The 18193-nt window shown below is 70.3% G+C and carries 18 protein-coding genes; 12 read left to right on the plus strand and 6 right to left on the minus strand.

Features of this window, described 5'->3' with window-relative positions:
• Positions 1-80: 80 nt before the first annotated feature.
• A complete protein-coding gene (locus tag NR792_RS34030; protein WP_375756873.1) occupies positions 81-512 on the plus strand; it encodes a DUF2752 domain-containing protein in 432 nt (143 codons plus the stop codon).
• A gap of 23 nt (positions 513-535) precedes the next feature.
• Entirely contained in the window at positions 536-1114 is a 579-nt protein-coding gene (plsY, locus tag NR792_RS34035; RefSeq protein ID WP_375756874.1) for a glycerol-3-phosphate 1-O-acyltransferase PlsY, read from the plus strand.
• Here plsY and NR792_RS34040 read toward each other — a convergent pair.
• Genes NR792_RS34040 through NR792_RS34050 form a run of 3 tightly spaced genes read right to left on the minus strand, consistent with a single transcriptional unit; the run spans position 1040 to position 5738 of the window.
• Positions 1040-2269 (minus strand): class I SAM-dependent RNA methyltransferase, encoded by a 1230-nt coding sequence (locus NR792_RS34040; protein ID WP_375756875.1) that lies wholly within the window; start codon positions 2267-2269, stop codon positions 1040-1042. The genes plsY and NR792_RS34040 overlap by 75 nt on opposite strands.
• A gap of 42 nt (positions 2270-2311) precedes the next feature.
• Positions 2312-2596, minus strand: coding sequence for an antibiotic biosynthesis monooxygenase family protein (locus tag NR792_RS34045; protein WP_375756876.1), 285 nt, complete (start codon positions 2594-2596; stop codon positions 2312-2314).
• A 58-nt stretch (positions 2597-2654) separates the two neighbouring features.
• Positions 2655-5738 (minus strand): DNA translocase FtsK 4TM domain-containing protein, encoded by a 3084-nt coding sequence (locus tag NR792_RS34050; protein ID WP_375756877.1) that lies wholly within the window; start codon positions 5736-5738, stop codon positions 2655-2657.
• A gap of 201 nt (positions 5739-5939) precedes the next feature.
• Between NR792_RS34050 and NR792_RS34055 the strand changes: the two genes are divergently transcribed.
• Genes NR792_RS34055 through gatB form a run of 4 tightly spaced genes read left to right on the plus strand, consistent with a single transcriptional unit; the run spans position 5940 to position 9542 of the window.
• Positions 5940-6275 carry a zf-TFIIB domain-containing protein gene (locus NR792_RS34055; RefSeq protein ID WP_375756878.1) on the plus strand — a complete coding sequence of 112 codons (336 nt, stop codon included), beginning with the start codon at positions 5940-5942 and terminating at the stop codon, positions 6273-6275.
• 36 nt (positions 6276-6311) lie between these two features.
• Positions 6312-6599, plus strand: coding sequence for an Asp-tRNA(Asn)/Glu-tRNA(Gln) amidotransferase subunit GatC (gatC, locus tag NR792_RS34060; protein WP_120523770.1), 288 nt, complete (start codon positions 6312-6314; stop codon positions 6597-6599).
• Between the two features lie 6 nt (positions 6600-6605).
• Complete coding sequence (gatA, locus tag NR792_RS34065) at positions 6606-8069, plus strand: Asp-tRNA(Asn)/Glu-tRNA(Gln) amidotransferase subunit GatA (protein WP_375756879.1); 1464 nt, start codon at positions 6606-6608, stop codon at positions 8067-8069.
• A gap of 27 nt (positions 8070-8096) precedes the next feature.
• Positions 8097-9542, plus strand: coding sequence for an Asp-tRNA(Asn)/Glu-tRNA(Gln) amidotransferase subunit GatB (gatB, locus tag NR792_RS34070; protein ID WP_375756880.1), 1446 nt, complete (start codon positions 8097-8099; stop codon positions 9540-9542).
• Here gatB and NR792_RS34075 read toward each other — a convergent pair.
• Together NR792_RS34075 and NR792_RS34080 are read right to left on the minus strand one after the other, a co-directional pair.
• Positions 9539-10576 (minus strand): carbon-nitrogen hydrolase family protein, encoded by a 1038-nt coding sequence (locus tag NR792_RS34075; protein ID WP_375756881.1) that lies wholly within the window; start codon positions 10574-10576, stop codon positions 9539-9541. The genes gatB and NR792_RS34075 overlap by 4 nt on opposite strands.
• A gap of 90 nt (positions 10577-10666) precedes the next feature.
• Positions 10667-11629: an isopenicillin N synthase family dioxygenase gene (locus tag NR792_RS34080; RefSeq protein ID WP_375756882.1), complete on the minus strand. Its 963-nt coding sequence runs from the start codon at positions 11627-11629 to the stop codon at positions 10667-10669.
• Positions 11630-11806: 177 nt separating this feature from the next.
• On the opposite strand from NR792_RS34080, the gene NR792_RS34085 reads away from it, so the two are divergent.
• The gene (locus tag NR792_RS34085; protein ID WP_375756883.1) at positions 11807-13846 is read left to right on the plus strand and encodes a protein kinase; all 2040 of its coding nucleotides are present in this window, start codon (positions 11807-11809) and stop codon (positions 13844-13846) included.
• A gap of 26 nt (positions 13847-13872) precedes the next feature.
• Here the strand turns inward: NR792_RS34085 and NR792_RS34090 are convergent, their stop codons facing one another.
• Complete coding sequence (locus tag NR792_RS34090) at positions 13873-14247, minus strand: hypothetical protein (protein ID WP_375756884.1); 375 nt, start codon at positions 14245-14247, stop codon at positions 13873-13875.
• A gap of 273 nt (positions 14248-14520) precedes the next feature.
• On the opposite strand from NR792_RS34090, the gene rplU reads away from it, so the two are divergent.
• The 5 genes from rplU to NR792_RS34115 all read left to right on the plus strand — a co-directional run bounded on the left by rplU (position 14521) and on the right by NR792_RS34115 (position 18182).
• Positions 14521-14829 (plus strand): 50S ribosomal protein L21, encoded by a 309-nt coding sequence (gene rplU / locus NR792_RS34095; protein ID WP_014394222.1) that lies wholly within the window; start codon positions 14521-14523, stop codon positions 14827-14829.
• A 46-nt stretch (positions 14830-14875) separates the two neighbouring features.
• Positions 14876-15151, plus strand: a complete 276-nt coding sequence (gene rpmA / locus NR792_RS34100; protein WP_014394223.1) for a 50S ribosomal protein L27 — start codon at positions 14876-14878, stop codon at positions 15149-15151.
• 128 nt (positions 15152-15279) lie between these two features.
• Positions 15280-16599 (plus strand): GTPase ObgE, encoded by a 1320-nt coding sequence (gene obgE / locus NR792_RS34105; protein WP_375756885.1) that lies wholly within the window; start codon positions 15280-15282, stop codon positions 16597-16599.
• 4 nt (positions 16600-16603) lie between these two features.
• On the plus strand, positions 16604-17284 hold the full coding sequence (locus NR792_RS34110) for a TrmH family RNA methyltransferase (RefSeq protein WP_375756886.1): 681 nt from the start codon (positions 16604-16606) through the stop codon (positions 17282-17284).
• Between the two features lie 82 nt (positions 17285-17366).
• Positions 17367-18182 (plus strand): outer membrane lipoprotein carrier protein LolA, encoded by an 816-nt coding sequence (locus NR792_RS34115; protein ID WP_375756887.1) that lies wholly within the window; start codon positions 17367-17369, stop codon positions 18180-18182.
• Positions 18183-18193: the final 11 nt, after the last annotated feature.

The raw sequence follows: 18193 nt of genomic DNA on the forward strand, positions 1-18193 counted from the left end.
CTTAGCCCAGGTTTCCGGGGCCCGGCAAGGCACCCCTTCCATCCTCGCGACCTATCCCGCACACTCGGCGTGAGGTGCGCATGAAGGTCACCATCCCCGCTCCCAACCGCCGGTTGGGGTCATTCGAATGGTTCGGGCTCGTCGGGCTGGGTGGGCTGCTCGTGGGCCGTTACGTCCCCGTGGCCCGCATCATCCCGTTCTGGGGCTGTGTGCTGCGCGAGCACACGGGCTGGCCCTGCCTGGGCTGTGGGCTCACCCGCGTGGCGGACCGCGTCGCGCACTTCAACATCCCGGGGGCATGGGAGGCCAACCCCCTGGGCACCGTGTGCGCGCTGTTGTTCGCGCTGGCCGCGGTGGCGACGGTGCTGCACTTCCTCTTCGCGCTGCCCATCCCGGAGGTGGAGCTGGAGGAGCGCGAGTGGCGGTGGGTGCGCATCGCGTTCCCGCTGGTGTTGCTGGTCAATTACGCCTACGTCGTGGTGCACACCCGCTTTCCGCACCTGCTGTCCTGAAGGGCGGGACCCTGTCCTCTTCCGTGCTCTCCGCCTTCCTCCTGCTGGGCTACCTCTGCGGCTCCGTCCCCTTTGGCGTGCTGCTGACGCGGTGGCTGCGCGGGGTGGACGTGCGCGCCAGCGGCAGCGGCAACATCGGCGCCACCAACGTCACGCGCGTCGCCGGCAAGAAGCTGGGCGCGGTGGTGCTGCTGCTGGACGCGCTCAAGGCCGTGCTGCCCGTGGGGCTGGCCGTGCACTTCATGCCCGGGGACGCGCGGGCGCACGCGCTGGTGGGCCTGGCCGCGGTGCTGGGGCACGTGTATCCGGTGTGGCTCAAGCTCCAGGGCGGCAAGGGCGTGGCGACCGCGCTGGGCGTGCTGGTGGTGCTGGTGCCCAAGGCGGCGCTCGCCGGGGCCATCATCTACGGGCTGGTGGTGGCCCGGTGGCGCGTGAGCTCCGTGGGCTCGCTGTCCGCGGCGGTGGTCGCCATCGCCACCGCGTTCCTCACCGCGCGCTCCCGCGAGTACGTGCTGCTCACCGCGGGGCTATTCGTCCTGATGCTCTGGACGCACCGGAGCAACCTCCAGCGGCTCGCCCGGCGCTCCGAGAACCGGCTTTGAGCCGGGGGGCAGCGGCGGGGCGCGGTAGCCCAACAGCGTGCAGGGGATGGGGCCGTTCCACACGTCGCGCCGGGCCATGGGGCGCGCGTGGAAGGCGCTCTCGAAGGCGGGGTTGCCGGACAGCACCCAGACGCGCCAGCCCGGCAGCGCGCGCAAGCTGTCCCCCAGCTTGAAGTAGAAGGTCTTCATGCCCTTCTGGCCGCCGGAGCCGAGCCGGTCACCATAGGGCGGGTTGGTGAGGATGAGCCCACCGCCCTCGGGCAGGGGCGGCAGCTTCGTCGCGTCGCCTTCCGCGAGCTGGACCTCTTCGCCCAGCCGGGCCGCCTTCACGTTGCGGTCCGCGGCCTCCAGGGCCTCGTCGCTCTTGTCGAAGCCGAGGATGGGGACCTCCACCTTGCGCTCGTTGCGCCGCGCGTCCGCGCGCAGGTCCGCGAGCAGCTCCTTCGCGCGCGTGCCCAGGTGCGGCCAGCGCTCCACCGCGAAGCTCCGGCCGATGCCCGGGGCCCGCTTGCGCGCGATGAGGCCGCCCTCGATGACGATGGTGCCCGAGCCGCACATGGGGTCCACCAGCGCCTCCGTGCCGGTGTAGCCCGCCGCGCGCAGCAGGGCCGCGGCCAGGTTCTCCTTCAGGGGCGCGGGGGTGGGGCGCACGCGGTAGCCACGCCGGTGCAGCGGCTCGCCGCACAGGTCCAGGGAGAGGGACAGCTTCTCCTTCACCAGGTGCGCCACCACGGACACGTCCGGGTTGCGCGTGTCCACGTCCGGCCGCGAGCCCAGCTTGTCGCGCAGGCGGTCCACGATGGCGTCCTTCACCTTCAGGGCCACGAAGCCGGAGTGCGCGTGCTCGGTGTCTTTCAGGTTCGCGTCCACGGCGAACGTCACGTTCGTGGTGAGGTGCTCCTCCCAGGGCACGCTGGCCACGGCGTCGTAGAGCCCCTGGGCTCCCTTCGCGTCGAACTCGCCCAGCGGGTAGAGGACACGCATGGCGATGCGGGACCAGAGGCAGACGTTGAGGGCCTCGTCGAGCGCGGCCATGAAGCGCACGCCGCCGCGGTCCTGGCGGATGCGCTTCGCGCCAAGCTCCTTCAGCTCCTCGGCGAGCAGGTCCTCGGTGCCACGCGCGGCGGTGGCGAATAGGGCAAGACGTTCAGCCATGGTGCACCGCCCTTAGACGACCCGGGGGCGATTGGGAACTGCTCAGGTGGCCACGACCTCGTACATCGTGAAGGTGGCGTCCTCCTGGGACGCGCTGGCCCCCTTCGCCCGCTGGAAGTCCTCCGACTGGAAGTAGGCCCGCATGGCGTCCCGGTCCTTCCAGCGCGTGATGAGCAGGATTTCAGGCGAGCGCTCGAACGACCGCAGCACCTCCAGGCCCAGGAAGCCCGCGTAGCCGTCCACGCGCCGCGAGCGCTCCTGGAGCCGCTGGACCCAGCCCTCGGCCTCTTCGGGGGACGCTCGGAAGCGGGAGATGGCGACAATCATTCGGGGAAAACCTCCGGGGGACGGGTGTCCGTTCCCCGGGCTTGCGGTGGCCGTGGGCCTACATCGCCCCGGCGCCGGGCATGTCGCCCAGGCCGCGCAGCAGCACCTCGCGGGGCTTGGCGCCGTCCGCGGGGCCCACCACGCCGTCGCGCTCCATGCGCTCAATCATGCGCGCCGCGCGGTTGTAGCCGATGCGCATCTTGCGCTGGAGCATGGAGATGGAGACGGAGCGCATCTCGCTGACCGCCGCGAGCGCCTGGTCGTAGAGCTCGTCGGACAGCTCGTCCTCCTCGCCACCGCCGCCCTCGCCCTCCTCGTCGCGCGGCTTGAGGATGGACTCGTCGAAGACGGGCTTGCCCTGGGCCTTGAGGTGGTCCACCGCCTTCTTGATTTCGTGCTCGGAGACGTAGGCGCCGTGCACGCGCTGCAGGTGCGCGCTCGTGGGCGGCATGATGAGCATGTCGCCCATGCCCAGGAGGGCCTCCGCGCCCACCGTGCCCAGAATCGTCATCGAGTCCGGCTTCGAGCGCAGCATGAAGCTGATGCGCGTGGGGAAGTTGGCCTTGATGATGCCGGTGACGACGTCCGTGGACGGGCGCTGCGTCGCGACCATCAGGTGGATGCCGGCCGCGCGCGCCATCTGCGCGAGGCGCGCGACGTAGGTCTCCACCTCGCGGCTCGCGACCATCATGAGGTCCGCGAGCTCGTCGATGATGACGACGATGTAGGGCAGCTTCTTGAGCTCCTTCTTCTCCGGGGAGGCGGCCTCCGCCGGGGTGCTCTCCTCGCCATCCTCCTCGAACTCCGCGTCCTCCTCGCCGTCGGCCTCCAGGGTGGGGGAGGGCTCGGAGACGATGGCCTCGCGCAGGTCCTCGTCGTCCTCGCGCGGCGCGGCCACGCCCAGCCCGTCGCTGGCGGAAGCGGGGGCGGGCACGGTGCTGCCCTCCACGTCCACGACGAACATCTTCTTGGGCTTGGCCTTCTTCTTCGCGGCGGGCGCGGGGGCGGGCTTCTCCTCCGACGCCTGCGTCTCCACCAGCTTGTTGAAGCCGGCGATGTTGCGCACGCCCGCCTCGGACAGCATCTGGTAGCGGCGCTCCATCTCCTCCACCGCCCAGCGCAGCGCGAGCGCGGCCTTCTTGGGGTCGGTGACGACGGGGAGCAGCAGGTGCGGGATGCCCTCGTACACGGAGAGCTCCAGCATCTTCGGGTCCACCATGATGAAGCGGACCTCCTCGGGCGTGGCCTTGAGGAGGATGCTCATGATCATCGAGTTCACCGCCACGGACTTGCCGGAGCCGGTGGTGCCCGCGATGAGCAGGTGGGGGGCCTTCACCAGGTCGAAGACGTACGGCATGCCTTCGATGTCCTTGCCCACGCACATGGTGAGCTTGCTGCCGCTCTTCTGGAACGTGTCCTGTTCGGCGATCTCCTTGAGGAACACCGTCTCGCGGTCGCGGTTGGGGACTTCAATGCCCACCACGCCCTTGCCGGGGATGGGCGCGACGATGCGCACGCGCATGGCCTCCATGGCCATGGCCAGGTCGTCCTGGAGCGCGGCGATCTTGCTGACCTTGATGCCGGGCCCGGGCAGGAACTCGTACATGGTGACGACGGGGCCGGGGCGGATCTCCACGACCTCGCCCACGATGCCGAAGTCCGCCAGCTTCGCGCGCAGCTTCTCCGCCGTGACGAGGAACGCGTCCTTGTCCAGCGCGGAGCGCTCCTTCTTGTCCGCCTCCAGCACGTCCAGCGGGGGCAGGGAGAAGCTCTTGCGGTCACCGACGAACTCGAACTGGTCCTGCGGCCGCTTCGAAACGGCGGTGGGCTTGGGCGGCGCCTTGGGCTCCACGATGAGCGGCATGCGCGCCAGCGCGGAGGGCGGCGCGGGGACCAGGGCGTTGCCCGGCGCGGCGGCGGCCGGCTTCTCCGCGGCCACGGGCTTCGCGGGGGGCTCGGCCACCACGGGCGCGAGCGCCGCGGCGGGCACCGGCGGCGAGGACGGCGCGGCGGGCGGGGTGACAATCTGGGGCGTCTTGCGCGGACGGCGCGGCGGTTCGCCACCGTCCGCGTTGGCGGGCAGCTGCGGCTGGGGGGCGAGGAAGGACGCGGCCCAGGCAGGGTCGGCGCCCGGAGAACGGCGCTCGGCGCGCTCGGGCGGCAGCGAGGGCTGCTCGTCGGAGGCGTCGTCCTCCTCCTCGGGCGTCTCGTCGCGGGTGAGCTTCTTCTCCAGCTTCTCGCGCTCCTTCTGCTCCTTGAGCGCCTTCTTCGCGTTGGCGAGCTGCTCCTTCTCGTTCTGCCGGGCCAGGCGCACGGCCTCCTCGGCCAGGGCTTCGGCCTCGGCGGCCTCGGCCTCGGCGGCCAGACGCTCGGCCTCGGAGAGCTCCTCCTCCTCGGCCTCCAGCTCCGCGAGGAACGCGGCCTCCTCTTCCTTCTCCTGCGCGAGCCGCTCCTGGCGGGCCGCGTAGTTGACCTTCTGCTGCTCCCAGAAGACGTGCGCGGCCTCGGAGACGCGGCGGCCCAGCACGGTGAGGCCGGCCCACACCAGCGAGCACAGCTTGAAGAACGTGTACTGGGTGCCCACGATGAGCGCCGCCGCGCTGATGGCGGTGACGAGGATGATGGTGCCGACGGTGGAGAACATCCCCTCCATCAGGCCGCCCAGGCTGGCGCCCAGCGCGCCGCCGGGCGGGTGGGCCCAGCCCTTGTCCTTGGCGAACATGAGCTGCGCGAGCACGGCCACGCTGCAGGTGAGCAGTGCCAGGGAGATGATCTGCGGCAGGCGGCGCCGCTCGCGGTTGCCCACGAAGAGCACCACGGCGGTGTAGATGCCACCCGCGGGGATGAGGTAGGCGCACACGCCCAGCGCGCCGCGCAGGGTCTCCGCGATGAGGTGACCCATGGGGCCCACCGCGTTGTGGAAGCCGGGGCCCACCCGGTCATGCGCGTCGAACGTGGCGACCGCCAGCAAGGCCAGCAACGAGGCGGCCAGGATGAAGACGCCCACGAGCGCCCGCTTGGCGGGACTGGCCGCGCCCGGCGCCTTCATCTTCTTGTTGTTGAGCGCCTTGCGGCGCGTCGCGATCTCCTGCCGGGAGAGCACCGCCTTCTCCCCCCGGCCACCCTTCTTTGCCGCTGTCATGGACCCCTGTTCCCTCTGCCCGATTCCAGCCGCGTAGCGAGCTGTAGCAATCCGCCCGGCGAGAATAGGGAGGGAGGGGGCGGGGTCAATTTTCCGGCAGGCATCCAAGGGAGCCCCGAGGGGGCGGGGCAGGGCCTACATTTCGGGCGCGTCCACGTGGCGAGAGGGTATGGTGCCTGCCGCCAAGGAGAACCCGAGAACATGTCCGACCTGAGCCCCGACAAGCCCTCCCACAACGAAGACGACTACTTCGCGCGCGAGGAGATTGAAGCCAAGCGCAAGCTGGCCCTCCAGCAGTCCCAGGAGATGGCCGCCCAGCAGCGCGACTCGCTCAAGCAGCTGCACTACATGAAGTGCCCCAAGTGCGGCATGGACCTGCAGACGCTGAAGCAGGGCAACGTGGAGCTGGAGAGCTGCTTCAACTGCAACGGCGTCTGGCTGGACGCGGGCGAGCTGGAGCAGGTCATCAAGCAGCACGGCCACGAGGGCAGCGGCAAGGTGATGGGCGCCATCCTCAACCTGTTCAAGCGCGCGTAGTCCCGCCGCACTGAAGTCCGGAGGAGGAGGCTTCCCATGGCCCTCACGCTCGAGCAGGTCCGGCACGTGGCCACCCTGGCGCGGCTGTCGCTGACGCCGCAGGAGGAGGAGCGCTATGCCACCCAGCTGTCCGCGGTCCTGGACGCGGTGGCGGAGCTGGAAGCGCTCGACGTGAGCCAGGTGGAGCCCACCTCCCACGCGACGCTCGCGTCCTCGCTGTTGCGCGAGGACGTGCTGCGTCCGTCGTTGCCCCCGGAAGCAGGGCTCGCCAACGCGCCGGCGAAGGTGGGCACCGCCTTCGCGGTCCCGAAAATCCTGGAGTAGCCCGCCATGTCGTCGCTCACCGACCTGTCGATGCTGGAGCTGGCGGCGAAGCTGGCTTCGCGCGAGGTGTCCTCCGTGGACGCCACGCGCGCGAGCCTCCAGCGCATCGCCGGGGTGGACCCGAAGGTGCGCGCCTTCCTGCGCGTGGACGAGGCCGGGGCACTGAAGGCCGCCGAGGCCAGCGACGCGCGCCGCAAGGCGGGCAGCCCGCTGAGCGCGCTCGACGGCGTGCCCGTGGGCCTCAAGGACATCTTCCTCACGGAGGGCGTGGAGACGACGTGCGGCTCGCGCATCCTGGAGGGCTTCGTCCCGCCCTACGACGCCACCGTGGTGCGCCTGCTGAAGGAAGCGGGCCTGCCGCTGTTGGGCAAGCTGAACATGGACGAGTTCGCCATGGGCTCGTCCAACGAATCGAGCGCGTACTTCCCCACCCACAACCCGTGGGACCTGACGCGCACGCCGGGCGGCTCGTCCGGGGGCTCGGCCGCGGCGGTGGCGGCGCGCGAGGTGTTCGGCGCGCTGGGCACCGACACGGGCGGCTCCATCCGCCAGCCCGCGGCGCTCACCAACACCGTGGGGCTCAAGCCCACGTATGGCCGGGTGTCACGCTACGGCGTCATCGCCTTCGCCTCGTCGTTGGACCAGCCGGGCCCCATGGCGCGCACGGTGGGGGACACCGCGGCGCTCTTCCAGCTCATCGCGCGGCATGATCCGCTCGACTCGACCTCCGCGGACGTGGAGGCGCCGGACTGCCTCACCGGGCTGGAGGACGGCGTGCGCGGCCTCAAGCTGGGCGTGCCGCGCGAGTACTTCGCGGAAGGGATGGACCCGGAGGTGGCGGGCACGCTGCGCGCGTCGCTGGAGGAGCTGGAGAAGCTGGGCGCGACGCTGGTGGACGTGTCCCTGCCGCACACGAAGTACGCGCTGGCGACGTACTACCTGCTGGCCTCTTCCGAAGCGTCCAGCAACCTGGCCCGCTACGACGGCATCCGCTACGGGCAGCGGGCGAAGGACGCGCGCGGGCTCAAGGAGCTGTACACGCAGACGCGGGGCCAGGGCTTCGGCGCGGAGGTGAAGCGCCGCATCATGCTGGGCACCTACGCGCTGTCCGCCGGCTACTACGACGCCTACTACCTGCGCGCGCAGAAGGTCCGCACGCTCATCCGCGAGGACTTCACGAAGGTGTTCCAGCAGGTGGACGCCATCGTGTCGCCCACGTCGCCGGTGCCGGCGTTCAAGCTGGGCGCGAAGGTGGACGACCCGCTGTCCATGTACCTCATGGACGTCTACACGCTGCCGTGCAACCTGGCGGGCCTGCCCGGCCTGTCCGTGCCGTGCGGCTTCACTCAAGGCGGGCTGCCCATCGGCATGCAGCTCTTGGGGCGCCCCTTCGACGAGGCCCGCCTGCTCCGCATCGCCCGCGCGTTCGAGCGCGAGCACGACTTCTTCCGCCGCGCCGCCCCCGTCTAGCGGGCGCGACACAAGGGTGACACCGCCATGCCCCTGAGCGACTTCCAGACGGTCATCGGCCTTGAGGTCCACGCGCAGCTGCTCACGCAGTCCAAGATTTTCTGCGGCTGCTCCACCGCGTTCGGCGCCGAGCCCAACCACCACACCTGCCCGGTGTGCCTGGGCATGCCCGGCGTGCTGCCGGTGCTCAACCAGCGCGTGGTGGAGTACGCGGTGCGCACGGGCCTGGCGCTCGGGTGCACGGTGAAGCCCACGAGCGTGTGGAGCCGGAAGAACTACTTCTACCCGGACCTGCCCAAGGGCTATCAAATCACCCAGTACGACCAGCCCATCTGCGAGTGGGGCGAGCTGGTCATCGACACGCCCTCCGGTGAGAAGACGGTGCGCGTGCGGCGCATCCACCTGGAGGAGGACGCGGGCAAAAGCGTGCACGACGCGTCCGCGTCCGCGGGCCAGAGCCTGGTGGACCTGAACCGCGCGGGCGTGCCGCTGATGGAGATTGTCAGCGAGCCGGACCTGCGCGACGCGGACGAGGCGGTGGAGTACCTCAAGGCGCTGCGCGACGTGCTGGTGTACCTGGGCGTCAACGACGGCAACCTGGAGGAGGGCAGCTTCCGCTGCGACGCCAACGTGTCGGTGATGCCCAAGGGTTCCACCACGTACGGGCAGCGCTGCGAGCTGAAGAACCTCAACTCGTTCCGCTTCCTCAAGCAGGCCATCGAGTACGAGGCCGCGCGGCAGGTGGACGTCCTCGAGTCCGGCGGCAAGGTGGACCAGGAGACGCGCCTCTGGGACGTGAACAAGGGTGTCACGCGGTCCATGCGCTCCAAGGAGGACGCGCACGACTACCGCTACTTCCCGGAGCCGGACCTGCCGCCGCTGCTGGTGTCGGACGCGCTGCGGGACACGCAGCGGCAGTCGCTGCCGGAGCTGCCGCGCGCCAAGCGCACGCGCTTCATGGGCGAGTACGGCCTGCCGGCCTACGACGCGCGCATCCTCACCGCCGAGCGCCCGCTGGCGGACTTCTTCGAGGCCTGCGCGAAGCACGTGTCCGACGCGAAGAAGCTCTCCAACTGGTTCCTGGGGGAGCTGAGCCGCCTGCTGAAGGAGGAGGGCACGCCGCTGTCCGCGCTGCGCTTCACCCCGGCGCAGCTGGGTGAGCTGCTGGCCACGGTGGAGAAGGGCACGGTGTCCGCGAACGCGGCGAAGGACGTGCTCGGGGAGATGTTCCGCACGGGCCGCGCACCGGCGGACATCATCGCGGAGAAGGGCCTCGCGCAGGTCAGCGACGTGGGCGCCGTCGAAGCGGTGGTGGACGACATCCTCGCGAAGAACGCGGGCGAGGTGGAGAAGTACAAGGCGGGCAAGAAGAGCGTGTACGGCTTCTTCGTGGGCCAGGTGATGAAGGCCATGAAGGGCAAGGGCAACCCCGGCCTCGTCAACGAGCTGCTCAAGAAGAAGCTGGGGGACTAACGGGGCACGGTGACGTGGAGCACGTCCTCGCCGCGTGGGTCTCCGGACTGGGCGAGCACGTGCACGTCGTCCGGCCCCCGGCGCTCCAGGATGAGCGAGGGCGCCTCGAAGGTGTGGTCGAGGAAGCCGCCGGTGAGCTGCGGGTTCACCGCGTAGCGCACGCGCTTCAGGGTGCGCAGCTGCGTGAAGAGGCCCTCGTTGAACCACTGCTCGCGGCGCAGCTGCGTCTCTCCAGGCGCGTTGAAGGCCCAGGGCGCGTCCCAGCTCCAGGCGTTGGCGGAGGGCTGCGCGAGCACCTCCACGCCCAGCGCATCCAGGTACTGCGCGCAGGGCACGAAGTAGGGTTCGCCGGACGTGTGGGGTTCGCGGAAGCCGTCGTAGCAGACGAGCGTCCCCAGCTTCCCGAACGGCGTGTCCATCACGGGCAGGTCCTCCGGGCGGCCCGGGCTCAGGTGCAGCACGTCCTCCTGCGTGGGCACCAGGTTCACCTTGCGCGTGACGCCCACGCAGTGCCCGTCCGGTGAGAACGTGTAGCTGGTGTTGAAGGTGCGCGCGCCCGCGGGCTCGTACTCGGGGGTGTCCGGGCCCAGGCGGTTCGTGGGCAGGAGCGCGCTGCCAGCCACCACCCACAGGCCGAAGTCGCGCGCGATGCCGGAGAAGGTCTCGTACATGGCCCGGTGCACGCGAGGCGCCACCGTGGCGTAGAAGCACTCCTCCATCGTCGGTGGATGGAAGGCGCTCCACGAGCGGAGCATGCCCCGCCACTCCGCGAGCGCCACGCGCGTCATGGCACCGTTCGTCGTCTTGCGGCGGCGCACGCGCGACAGGTGCCCCATCAGTCCGAGGGCCGCGCCCACCATCTCCGGCCAGACGGCGAGCGCGGGGTTCAACGGCCGGCCCTCCGCGTCCCGGGGGCGCAGCGCGTCCACGCGGGCCGCGAGCGCCCGGTGGTGCGCGGCGAACGTCTCCTGCGAGGCATAGTCGTCAAGCGTGACACGCGGCTGGAGGGCGAACAGGTCGAGGGAGGGGGTCACGGTGCCGCGAGGATGGCACCCACCCTTGGGGAGCGCGAGCCTCCCGGCGATGGACCGTCAGCTTCCGGCGCCGCGTCGTGCCCGCGGCGGCTACTTGAGGAAGCCCAGCTCGCGCAGGCGCTGCTTGAGGAACGCGTCCGCGGTGATGGGCGGGTGGCGCGCGGGGTTGTCCGGCGTCTCCGTCTGCGGCAGCGGCTTCAGCACGCAGTCGGAGTAGGGGTGCACGAAGAACGGCATCGAGTAGCGCACGGTGTCCTGCTCCGTGCTGGGCGGGTTCACCACCCGGTGCGTGGTGGACGGAATGACGCCGTTCATCACCCGGCTGAGCATGTCGCCCGAGTCCACGACGATCTGCCCGCGCAGCGTGTCCACGGGGATCCACTCGCCGTCGCGCGTGAGCAGCTCCAGGCCGCCGGACGTGCCCTCACACAGGAGCGTGATGAAGTTGATGTCCTCGTGCTCCGCGGCGCGCACGCCGCCCGGGATGAAGCGGTCCTTCAGGGGCGGGTAGTGGATGAGCCGCAGCACGGAGTTCCCATCCACCGTCATGTCGCTGAACGTGTTGCGAGCGATGCCCAGGTAGTCCGCCAGCGCCTGAAGCATCACCGTCGCCGCGTCGTCCAGCTCCCGGTAGAGCGTCAGCGTGTGGGTGCGGAAGGTGGGCACCTCCTCCGGCCACACGTTGGGGCCGTAGTCCTCGCGGTAGGGGTGGCCCACGGGCAGCTCGCGGCCCACGTGCCAGAACTCCTTCATGTCCCCCACCTTGCGGTTCTTCGCGTGCTCCTGGCCGAACGCCATGAAGCCGCGCTGGCCCGGACGCTCCGGCACCGCGTAGCGCGTCTTGGTGGACTCCGGCAGCTGGAAGAAGCGCTCCACGTCCGCGTACGTGCGGCGGATGAGCGCGTCCTCGACGCCGTGGCCTTCCACGGTCACGAAGCCGAACTCCTTCAACGCATCGCCAAACACCTGGACGAAGCGGGCCCGCTCCTCGGGAGTGCCGGAGCGGTAGTGGGACAGGTTCACGGTGGGAATGCGTCGGGCCGAGCGGGACATGCCCCGCATTCTATCCGCGTGACACCTTCCTGACACGTCGCAGTCCGCCGCCCAACCGTCACCCCGGCCCACGGGCTGGGGCCCCTCCTCACTTTGCGACACCCACCCTTGGCGGCAGTGGATGCCGGGCTTCCGGGATGTGCAGATTGGGCGGGGAGTTGGCCAGGGGGGCGCGGTATGGCCGAAGTCGCGAGGAACGAGCGCACGTGCACAGCGTGCGGGCGGGGACATGGCGCGGGGACGTCGTGCGACACGCTCGTCCGGGAGGCGGGAGGCGGCGCGGGCAAGGCCGTGGAGGCACCGGCCCCCCTGAGCGCGGCGGAGGAGGTGGATCCGCTGGTGGGCACCCAGATGGGCAGCTTCCGGCTGGTGCGCCGGGTGGGCCGGGGCGGGATGGGGTCCGTCTACCTGGCGGAGCATGTGTCCATTGGCAGCCGCGTGGCGGTGAAGGTGCTGCACGAACACCTGACGCGCTACCCGGAGCTGGTGCAGCGCTTCCACGCCGAGGCCCGGGCGGTGAACCTCATCGGGCACGAGAACATCGTCAGCATCTTCGACCTCAACGCCGCGGCGCCCCGGCCGTACCTCATCATGGAGTTCCTGGAGGGCGCGCCGCTGTCCGCCTGGGTGGGGACGCCGCTGTCCGCCGGGGCGGTGGTGCCCATGCTCACCCAGGTGTGTGACGCGCTGCATGCGGCGCACGCGCGGGGCATCGTCCACCGCGACCTGAAGCCGGACAACATCTTCCTGGTGAAGCGCGGGCGGGGGATGCCGTTCGTGAAGGTGCTCGACTTCGGCATCGCGAAGCTGGTGGACGCGAGCATGCCGGAGACGGTGGCGGGCATCATCGTGGGGACGCCGGAGTACATGGCCCCGGAGCAGTCCCTGAGCCGGCGCCTGGATGGCCGCGCGGACCTGTACGCGGTGGGCGTCATCGCCTACCAGCTGCTCACCGGGCGGCTGCCCTTTCCCGACGAGGGCCTCACCGCCCAGCTCGTGGCGCACCAGACGCGCCAGCCTCCGGCCCCGCGCTCCATCTGCTCCACGGTGCCGGCCGCGCTGGAGGCGGTGGTGCTGCGCGCGCTGGCGAAGACCCCGGAGGAGCGCTTCCCGAACGCGCTCGCCCTGCGCGCCGCGCTGGAGCAGGCCCTCGCCGTGCGGACCCCGCCGCCGCGCGCGGCCGTGGGCGCTCCTCGTCCCACGCCAGGAGGTGCTCCTCCGGGGGCTCCCTCCACCGGGCCCCGGCGCACGCCGCCGCTGGCCCCGCCCGGGTCTTCCGGAGGCAAGACACTCCCGTTGCCCGTCCAGGTGGTGCTGCAGCCGGGCGCGCAGCCCCGGGTCTTCACGGGGTCCGACCTGTCGCGAGGCGGCGTGTTCCTGCACGCCACGGGGGAGCTGCCCCCGCTGTTCGCCCAGGTCCAGGTGGTGCTGCCCCTGTCCTCGGGGCCGCTGTGCGTCACGTGCGAGGTGGTGCGCCACGTCTCGCCCGAGCAGGCCCAGGCCTGGAGCATGCGCCCGGGCTTCGGCGTGCAGTTCGTCGCGCCGTCCGCCGCGCTGAAGGCCCGCGTGGAGCAGCACCTCGCCAGCGCTCCGGCCTCGTCGCCCCCCGCGCCACAGGAGCTTCCGGATGACGCCGAGGCCGAGCGCGTCCTGGCGATGTGGCGGGGGCAGCTGGCCGGGGAGGGCACCCACTACGCGGTGCTCGGGCTTTCGCCGGACGTGGAGCTGGAACCCGCGAGGGAGCGGGCGCGCGAGCTGTGGGCCGCCCTGTCCGCGCTCAGGCAGCGGCCCCTGTCGCGCGGGCAGCGCTCGCGCCTGGAGTCCATGCTGATCCGCGTGCGGGACGCGGGCGACACCCTGGGCATGGCGCCGCGCCGGGCGCGCTATGACGCCCGGCTGGGCAATGCGCGGGGCGTGGCGCGGTGCCTGGAGGCGGGGCTCACCGCGGCCCAGACGGACGCCCTGCGCCGCGAGTTCCTGGCCGAGCAGCCCCGGGCGGTGGGCACCGCGCGGGTGCACTTCCTCACCGGCAGCGCGCTGGAGCGCGACGGCCAGCTCCAGCGGGCCCTGGAAGCCTACGAGCGGGGCCTGGAGCTGGACCCCCTGGAGTGGGAGTACCAGCAGCGCCGCCGCGTGGTGCTCCGGGCGCTGGGCACGCGCCTGTCCGGGGCCCGAAATGAAAGGGCCCGATTCCCTGGGGAGGGAACCGGGCCCTGAAGGCTAGGACGACAGCCTGGGGGCGATTACTCGCCGGCGGCCGCGCTGCACGCCGCGCTGATGCTGGTCAGCTTGGCGTAGCAGGACAGCACGCGCAGCTGGTAGGCGCTCTGCTCGGCCTCGGTCTTGTCGGAGCAGCCCTTGACGTCGTTCACGCAGTCCGCGAACTCCTCGAACTTCTTCTTGTCGTCGTCGGTGCAGGACTCGGTGCTCTTCTCACACGCGTCGCGCTCGGCGTCGGTGATCTCACCGTCCTCGCCGGCGTCCGGGAAGCCACACTCCTCGGCCTGGTCCGCCGTCTTGTTGGCAACGTCCTCGAGCTGGTCGCAGATGCTGCCGCCGCCGCAAGCGGTGAGCGTGAGCGAAGCCATGGCCGCCAGACCGAACAGGATCTTCTTCATGATGGTTCTCCCCCTCAGGGATGAGGTACAGGTGGAAAGCAAGCGGCGCGCATCCTAACGAGCGCTCGCGTGCGGTCCAGTCGACTTTATTCCGGGAATTCTATTCAAAAGCAAATAGGGAGCGGGGGGGCGGGTTGATCCGCCAACTGCCTTGACTCCCCCCCGGGTTTCCCGTAAGTCCCGCCGTCTTTTAGCGCGCCGGGCGGTCCGCCGTCCGAAATGCGCGTTGGATTCCATGGGTTGAACCAACCCGAAGCTGACAGGGGTTCGACGATGTACGCAGTCATTCGCACGGGCGGAAAGCAGTACCGCGTCGCCGAGGGCGACGTTGTCCGGATCGAGAAGATCGCCGGTGACATCGGCGCTGAGGTCTCGTTCACCGAGGTCCTCCTGCTGGGCGGCTCTGAGAGCCCGAAGGTGGGCCAGCCGACGGTGGCGGGCGCGAAGGTCGTGGGCAAGGTGCTGGCGCAGGACAAGCACCGCCGCGTCCTGCACTTCCGGAAGGAGAAGGAAGGCTGGACCCGTCGCCGTGGCCACCGCCAGCCGTACACCGAGGTGAAGGTCACCTCGATCTCCGGCTAGTCGTCTTTCCGGGCATTCCCCACACGAACTTCAAGGAGCAGGTGTCATGGCCCATAAAAAAGGTCAGGGTTCTTCGCGCAACGGGCGTGATTCCAACCCGCAGTACCGTGGCGTGAAGGTGTACGGCGGTGAGACGATCACGGCGGGCAGCATCCTCGTGCGCCAGGTCGGTACGGTCATCCACCCGGGCACGAACGTGAAGCTCGGTCGCGACTTCACCCTCTTCTCGACGGTGGACGGCGTGGTGAAGTACGAGCGCCTCGGCCGCGACAAGAAGAAGGTGTCCGTGTACCCGGCCGCCGCCGAGCAGGCGAGCGCCTAGTCAGTGGCCCTGGGGCGACCCGGGGCACGGCTTACCGAGCGGGTCGTTCCCGGTCCTTCCGTTCCCGTTGGGAACGGGTGGATGCGAGGACGGCCCGCTTTGTGTTTTTCCAGGAGGGCGTTCGCCCCATGAAGTTCGTCGACGAAGTACGCATCTACGTGAAGGCGGGAGACGGCGGGAACGGGGCCGTGGCCTTCCGGCGGGAGAAGTTCATTGAGCGCGGCGGTCCCAACGGCGGGGACGGCGGCAACGGCGGCTCCGTGGTGTTCGTGGCGAACCCGCAGCTGACCACGCTCCTGGACTACCGCTACCAGCAGCACCACCGCGCCAAGAACGGCGAGCACGGCATGGGCAGTGACTGCAACGGTCACGGCGCCGAGGACCTGGTGCTCCAGGTGCCGGTGGGCACGCTGATCCGCAACGAGCAGACGGGCGAGTTGCTGGTGGACCTGAGCGACCCGGGCCAGCAGTACGTGGCGGCCAAGGGCGGCCGGGGCGGCCTGGGCAACATGAACTTCGCCACCTCCACGCGCCAGACGCCGCGCTTCGCGCAGGACGGCGGGAAGGGTGAGGAGATCACCCTGCGGCTGGAGCTGAAGCTCCTGGCGGACGTGGGCCTGCTGGGCTTCCCCAACGCGGGCAAGAGCACGTTCATCTCGCGGGTGAGCCGGGCGCGGCCGAAGGTGGCGGACTACCCGTTCACCACGCTGGTGCCGAACCTGGGCATGGTCCAGTACAAGGACAACCTGTCCTTCGTCATGGCGGACATCCCCGGCATCATCGAGGGCGCCAGCGAGGGCGTGGGCCTGGGCCACCAGTTCCTGCGCCACGTGGAGCGCTGCAAGGTGCTGGTGCACCTCATCGACATGGGCGCCGAGGGCGAGGGCCGCAAGCCGCTGGACGACTTCAACATCCTGAACGAGGAGTTGAAGAAGTACAGCGAGGAGCTGGCCAGCAAGCCGCAGGTGGTGGCCGCCAACAAGCTGGACCTGACGGAGGCTCGCGAGCGCCTGGGGCCCTTCACGGAGGCGCTGCGCCGCAAGGGCATCCGCGTGTACCCGGTGTCCTGCGCCACGGGCGAGGGCATGCAGCCGCTGATGGACGCGGTGGCGGAGGTGCTCTTCACCGGCAGCACCGACAAGCTCTTCCTCGAGATGCCGACGACGAGGAGGCTCGCCACCATGGCGCCTGTGAAGAAGGCTCCGGCGAAGAAGGCCGCCGTGAAGAAGGCTCCGGCGAAGAAGGCCGCCGTGAAGAAGGCCTCCGCGAAGAAGGCGGGAGCCGCGAAGAAGGCTCCGGCGAAGAAGGCCGCCGCGAAGAAGTCCTCCCGCAAGCCCGTGGCGAAGAAGGCCACGCGCAAGGCTCCGGTGAAGAAGGCGGTGCGCAAGGCTCCGGTGAAGAAGGCCGCCCGGAAGGCCCCGGCGAAGAAGTCCGGCGGGAGGCGCTGAGCCGATGGCTGGTGGAGGCCCCCGCTACGAGAAGTTCGAGCGCGACGTCGTCGAGCCGGAGCAGTTCCTGCTCGACGTGCGGAAGGAGAAGATCGACCGCGTCGTCAGCCAGCGCACGCGCAACTTCGTGGTGGTGCTCGACCGGCTGGAGGACAACTTCAACATGGCCGCGGTGCTGCGCACCTGCGAGTCCATGGGCGTGCAGGAGGTGCACGTCGTCGTCAACCCGGAAGCGCCCTTCATCCCCAACCTGCGGGTGGCCCAGGGCTGCGACAAGTGGTTGGACGTGCACCTCTACAAGACGTTCGCGGAGTGCCGCGAACACCTGAAGGGGCGAGGCTTCAGCCTCTACGCGTCGGCGCTGCGCGAGGGGGCCACCAACCTCTACAGCCTGCGTTTCGACACGAAGTTCGCCATGGTGTTCGGCAACGAGCGCTACGGCGTGAGCGATGACGTGCTCAACGGCGTGGACGGCACCTTCTGGGTGCCCATGAAGGGCTTCAGCCAGAGCCTGAACATCTCCGCGGCGGCGTCCGCCAGCATCACGCGGGCGATCGCCTGGCGGGACGAGCACCTGGGGGGCTCTGGGGACCTGACCCCCGAGGAGGCCCAGGAGTTGCGCGAGCGCTTCTACCTGCTGGGCGTGAAGCAGCGGAAGCGTCTGGTCAAAGCCACACAGCGGTGAATGCCGGCCCCCCGGGGGCCGTCCGGATGCGGTAGATGGACCCTGCGGGCGCCTTTGGGGGCCCGCTCCGGAGGCGCACGCCATGTTGCTGGAATCCCTGCTCTTCACGCTGCTCACGCAGGCCCCCACCACCGCCGCCCCCACCGCGCCCGCGCCGAAGCCCGCGGCCGCCGCGAAGGCCCCCGCCGCCACGCCGCAGCCCGCCGCTCCCAAGGATGCCGGCACGGCCGCCATGCCCCCCGCCGCGAAGTCCGGCGACGCGAGCGTGGCCGCTGGCGACGCGAAGCCCGCGCCGAAGCCGATGGCGCCCGAGGTGAAGACGCTCGTGGACCGGATGCAGGCCTTCTACGAGAAGACGGGCGACTTCAAGGCGGGCTTCAAGCAGGACTACAAGTACAAGGCCTTCCGCCGCACGCAGACGTCCACCGGCACGGTGACCTACAAGAAGCCGGGCCTGATGCGCTGGGAGTACGAGAACCCGTCCAAGCGGACGTTCGTGCTCGCGGGCAACAAGGTCTACATGCACGACCCGGAGGCGCAGACGCTGTCGGTGGCGGCGATGGACACCAGCAAGCTGTCCGCGTCGGTGACGTTCCTCTTCGGCCAGGGGAAGCTGGCGGACGAGTTCGCCATCACCAAGGGGGCCTGCAAGGACTGCAAGGGCACGCAGCTGGTGCTGGATCCGCTCAAGGACGAGCCGCGCTTCCGCCAGGTGCGCCTGGAGGTGGACCCCTCGACGGCGCAGGTGCTCAAGAGCACCGTGGTGGATCCGGACGGCAGCGAGAACACCATCGCCTTCCTGGACCTGAAGACGAACGTGGGCATCGCGGCGGACAGCTTCAAGCTGAACCCGCCCGAGGGCACCCGCGTGGACGACTTCACCAAGAAGGCGCAGTAGGGACGGCCCGC

This window comes from Corallococcus exercitus (assembly GCF_042231735.1).
Lineage (GTDB): Bacteria > Myxococcota > Myxococcia > Myxococcales > Myxococcaceae > Corallococcus > Corallococcus exercitus_B.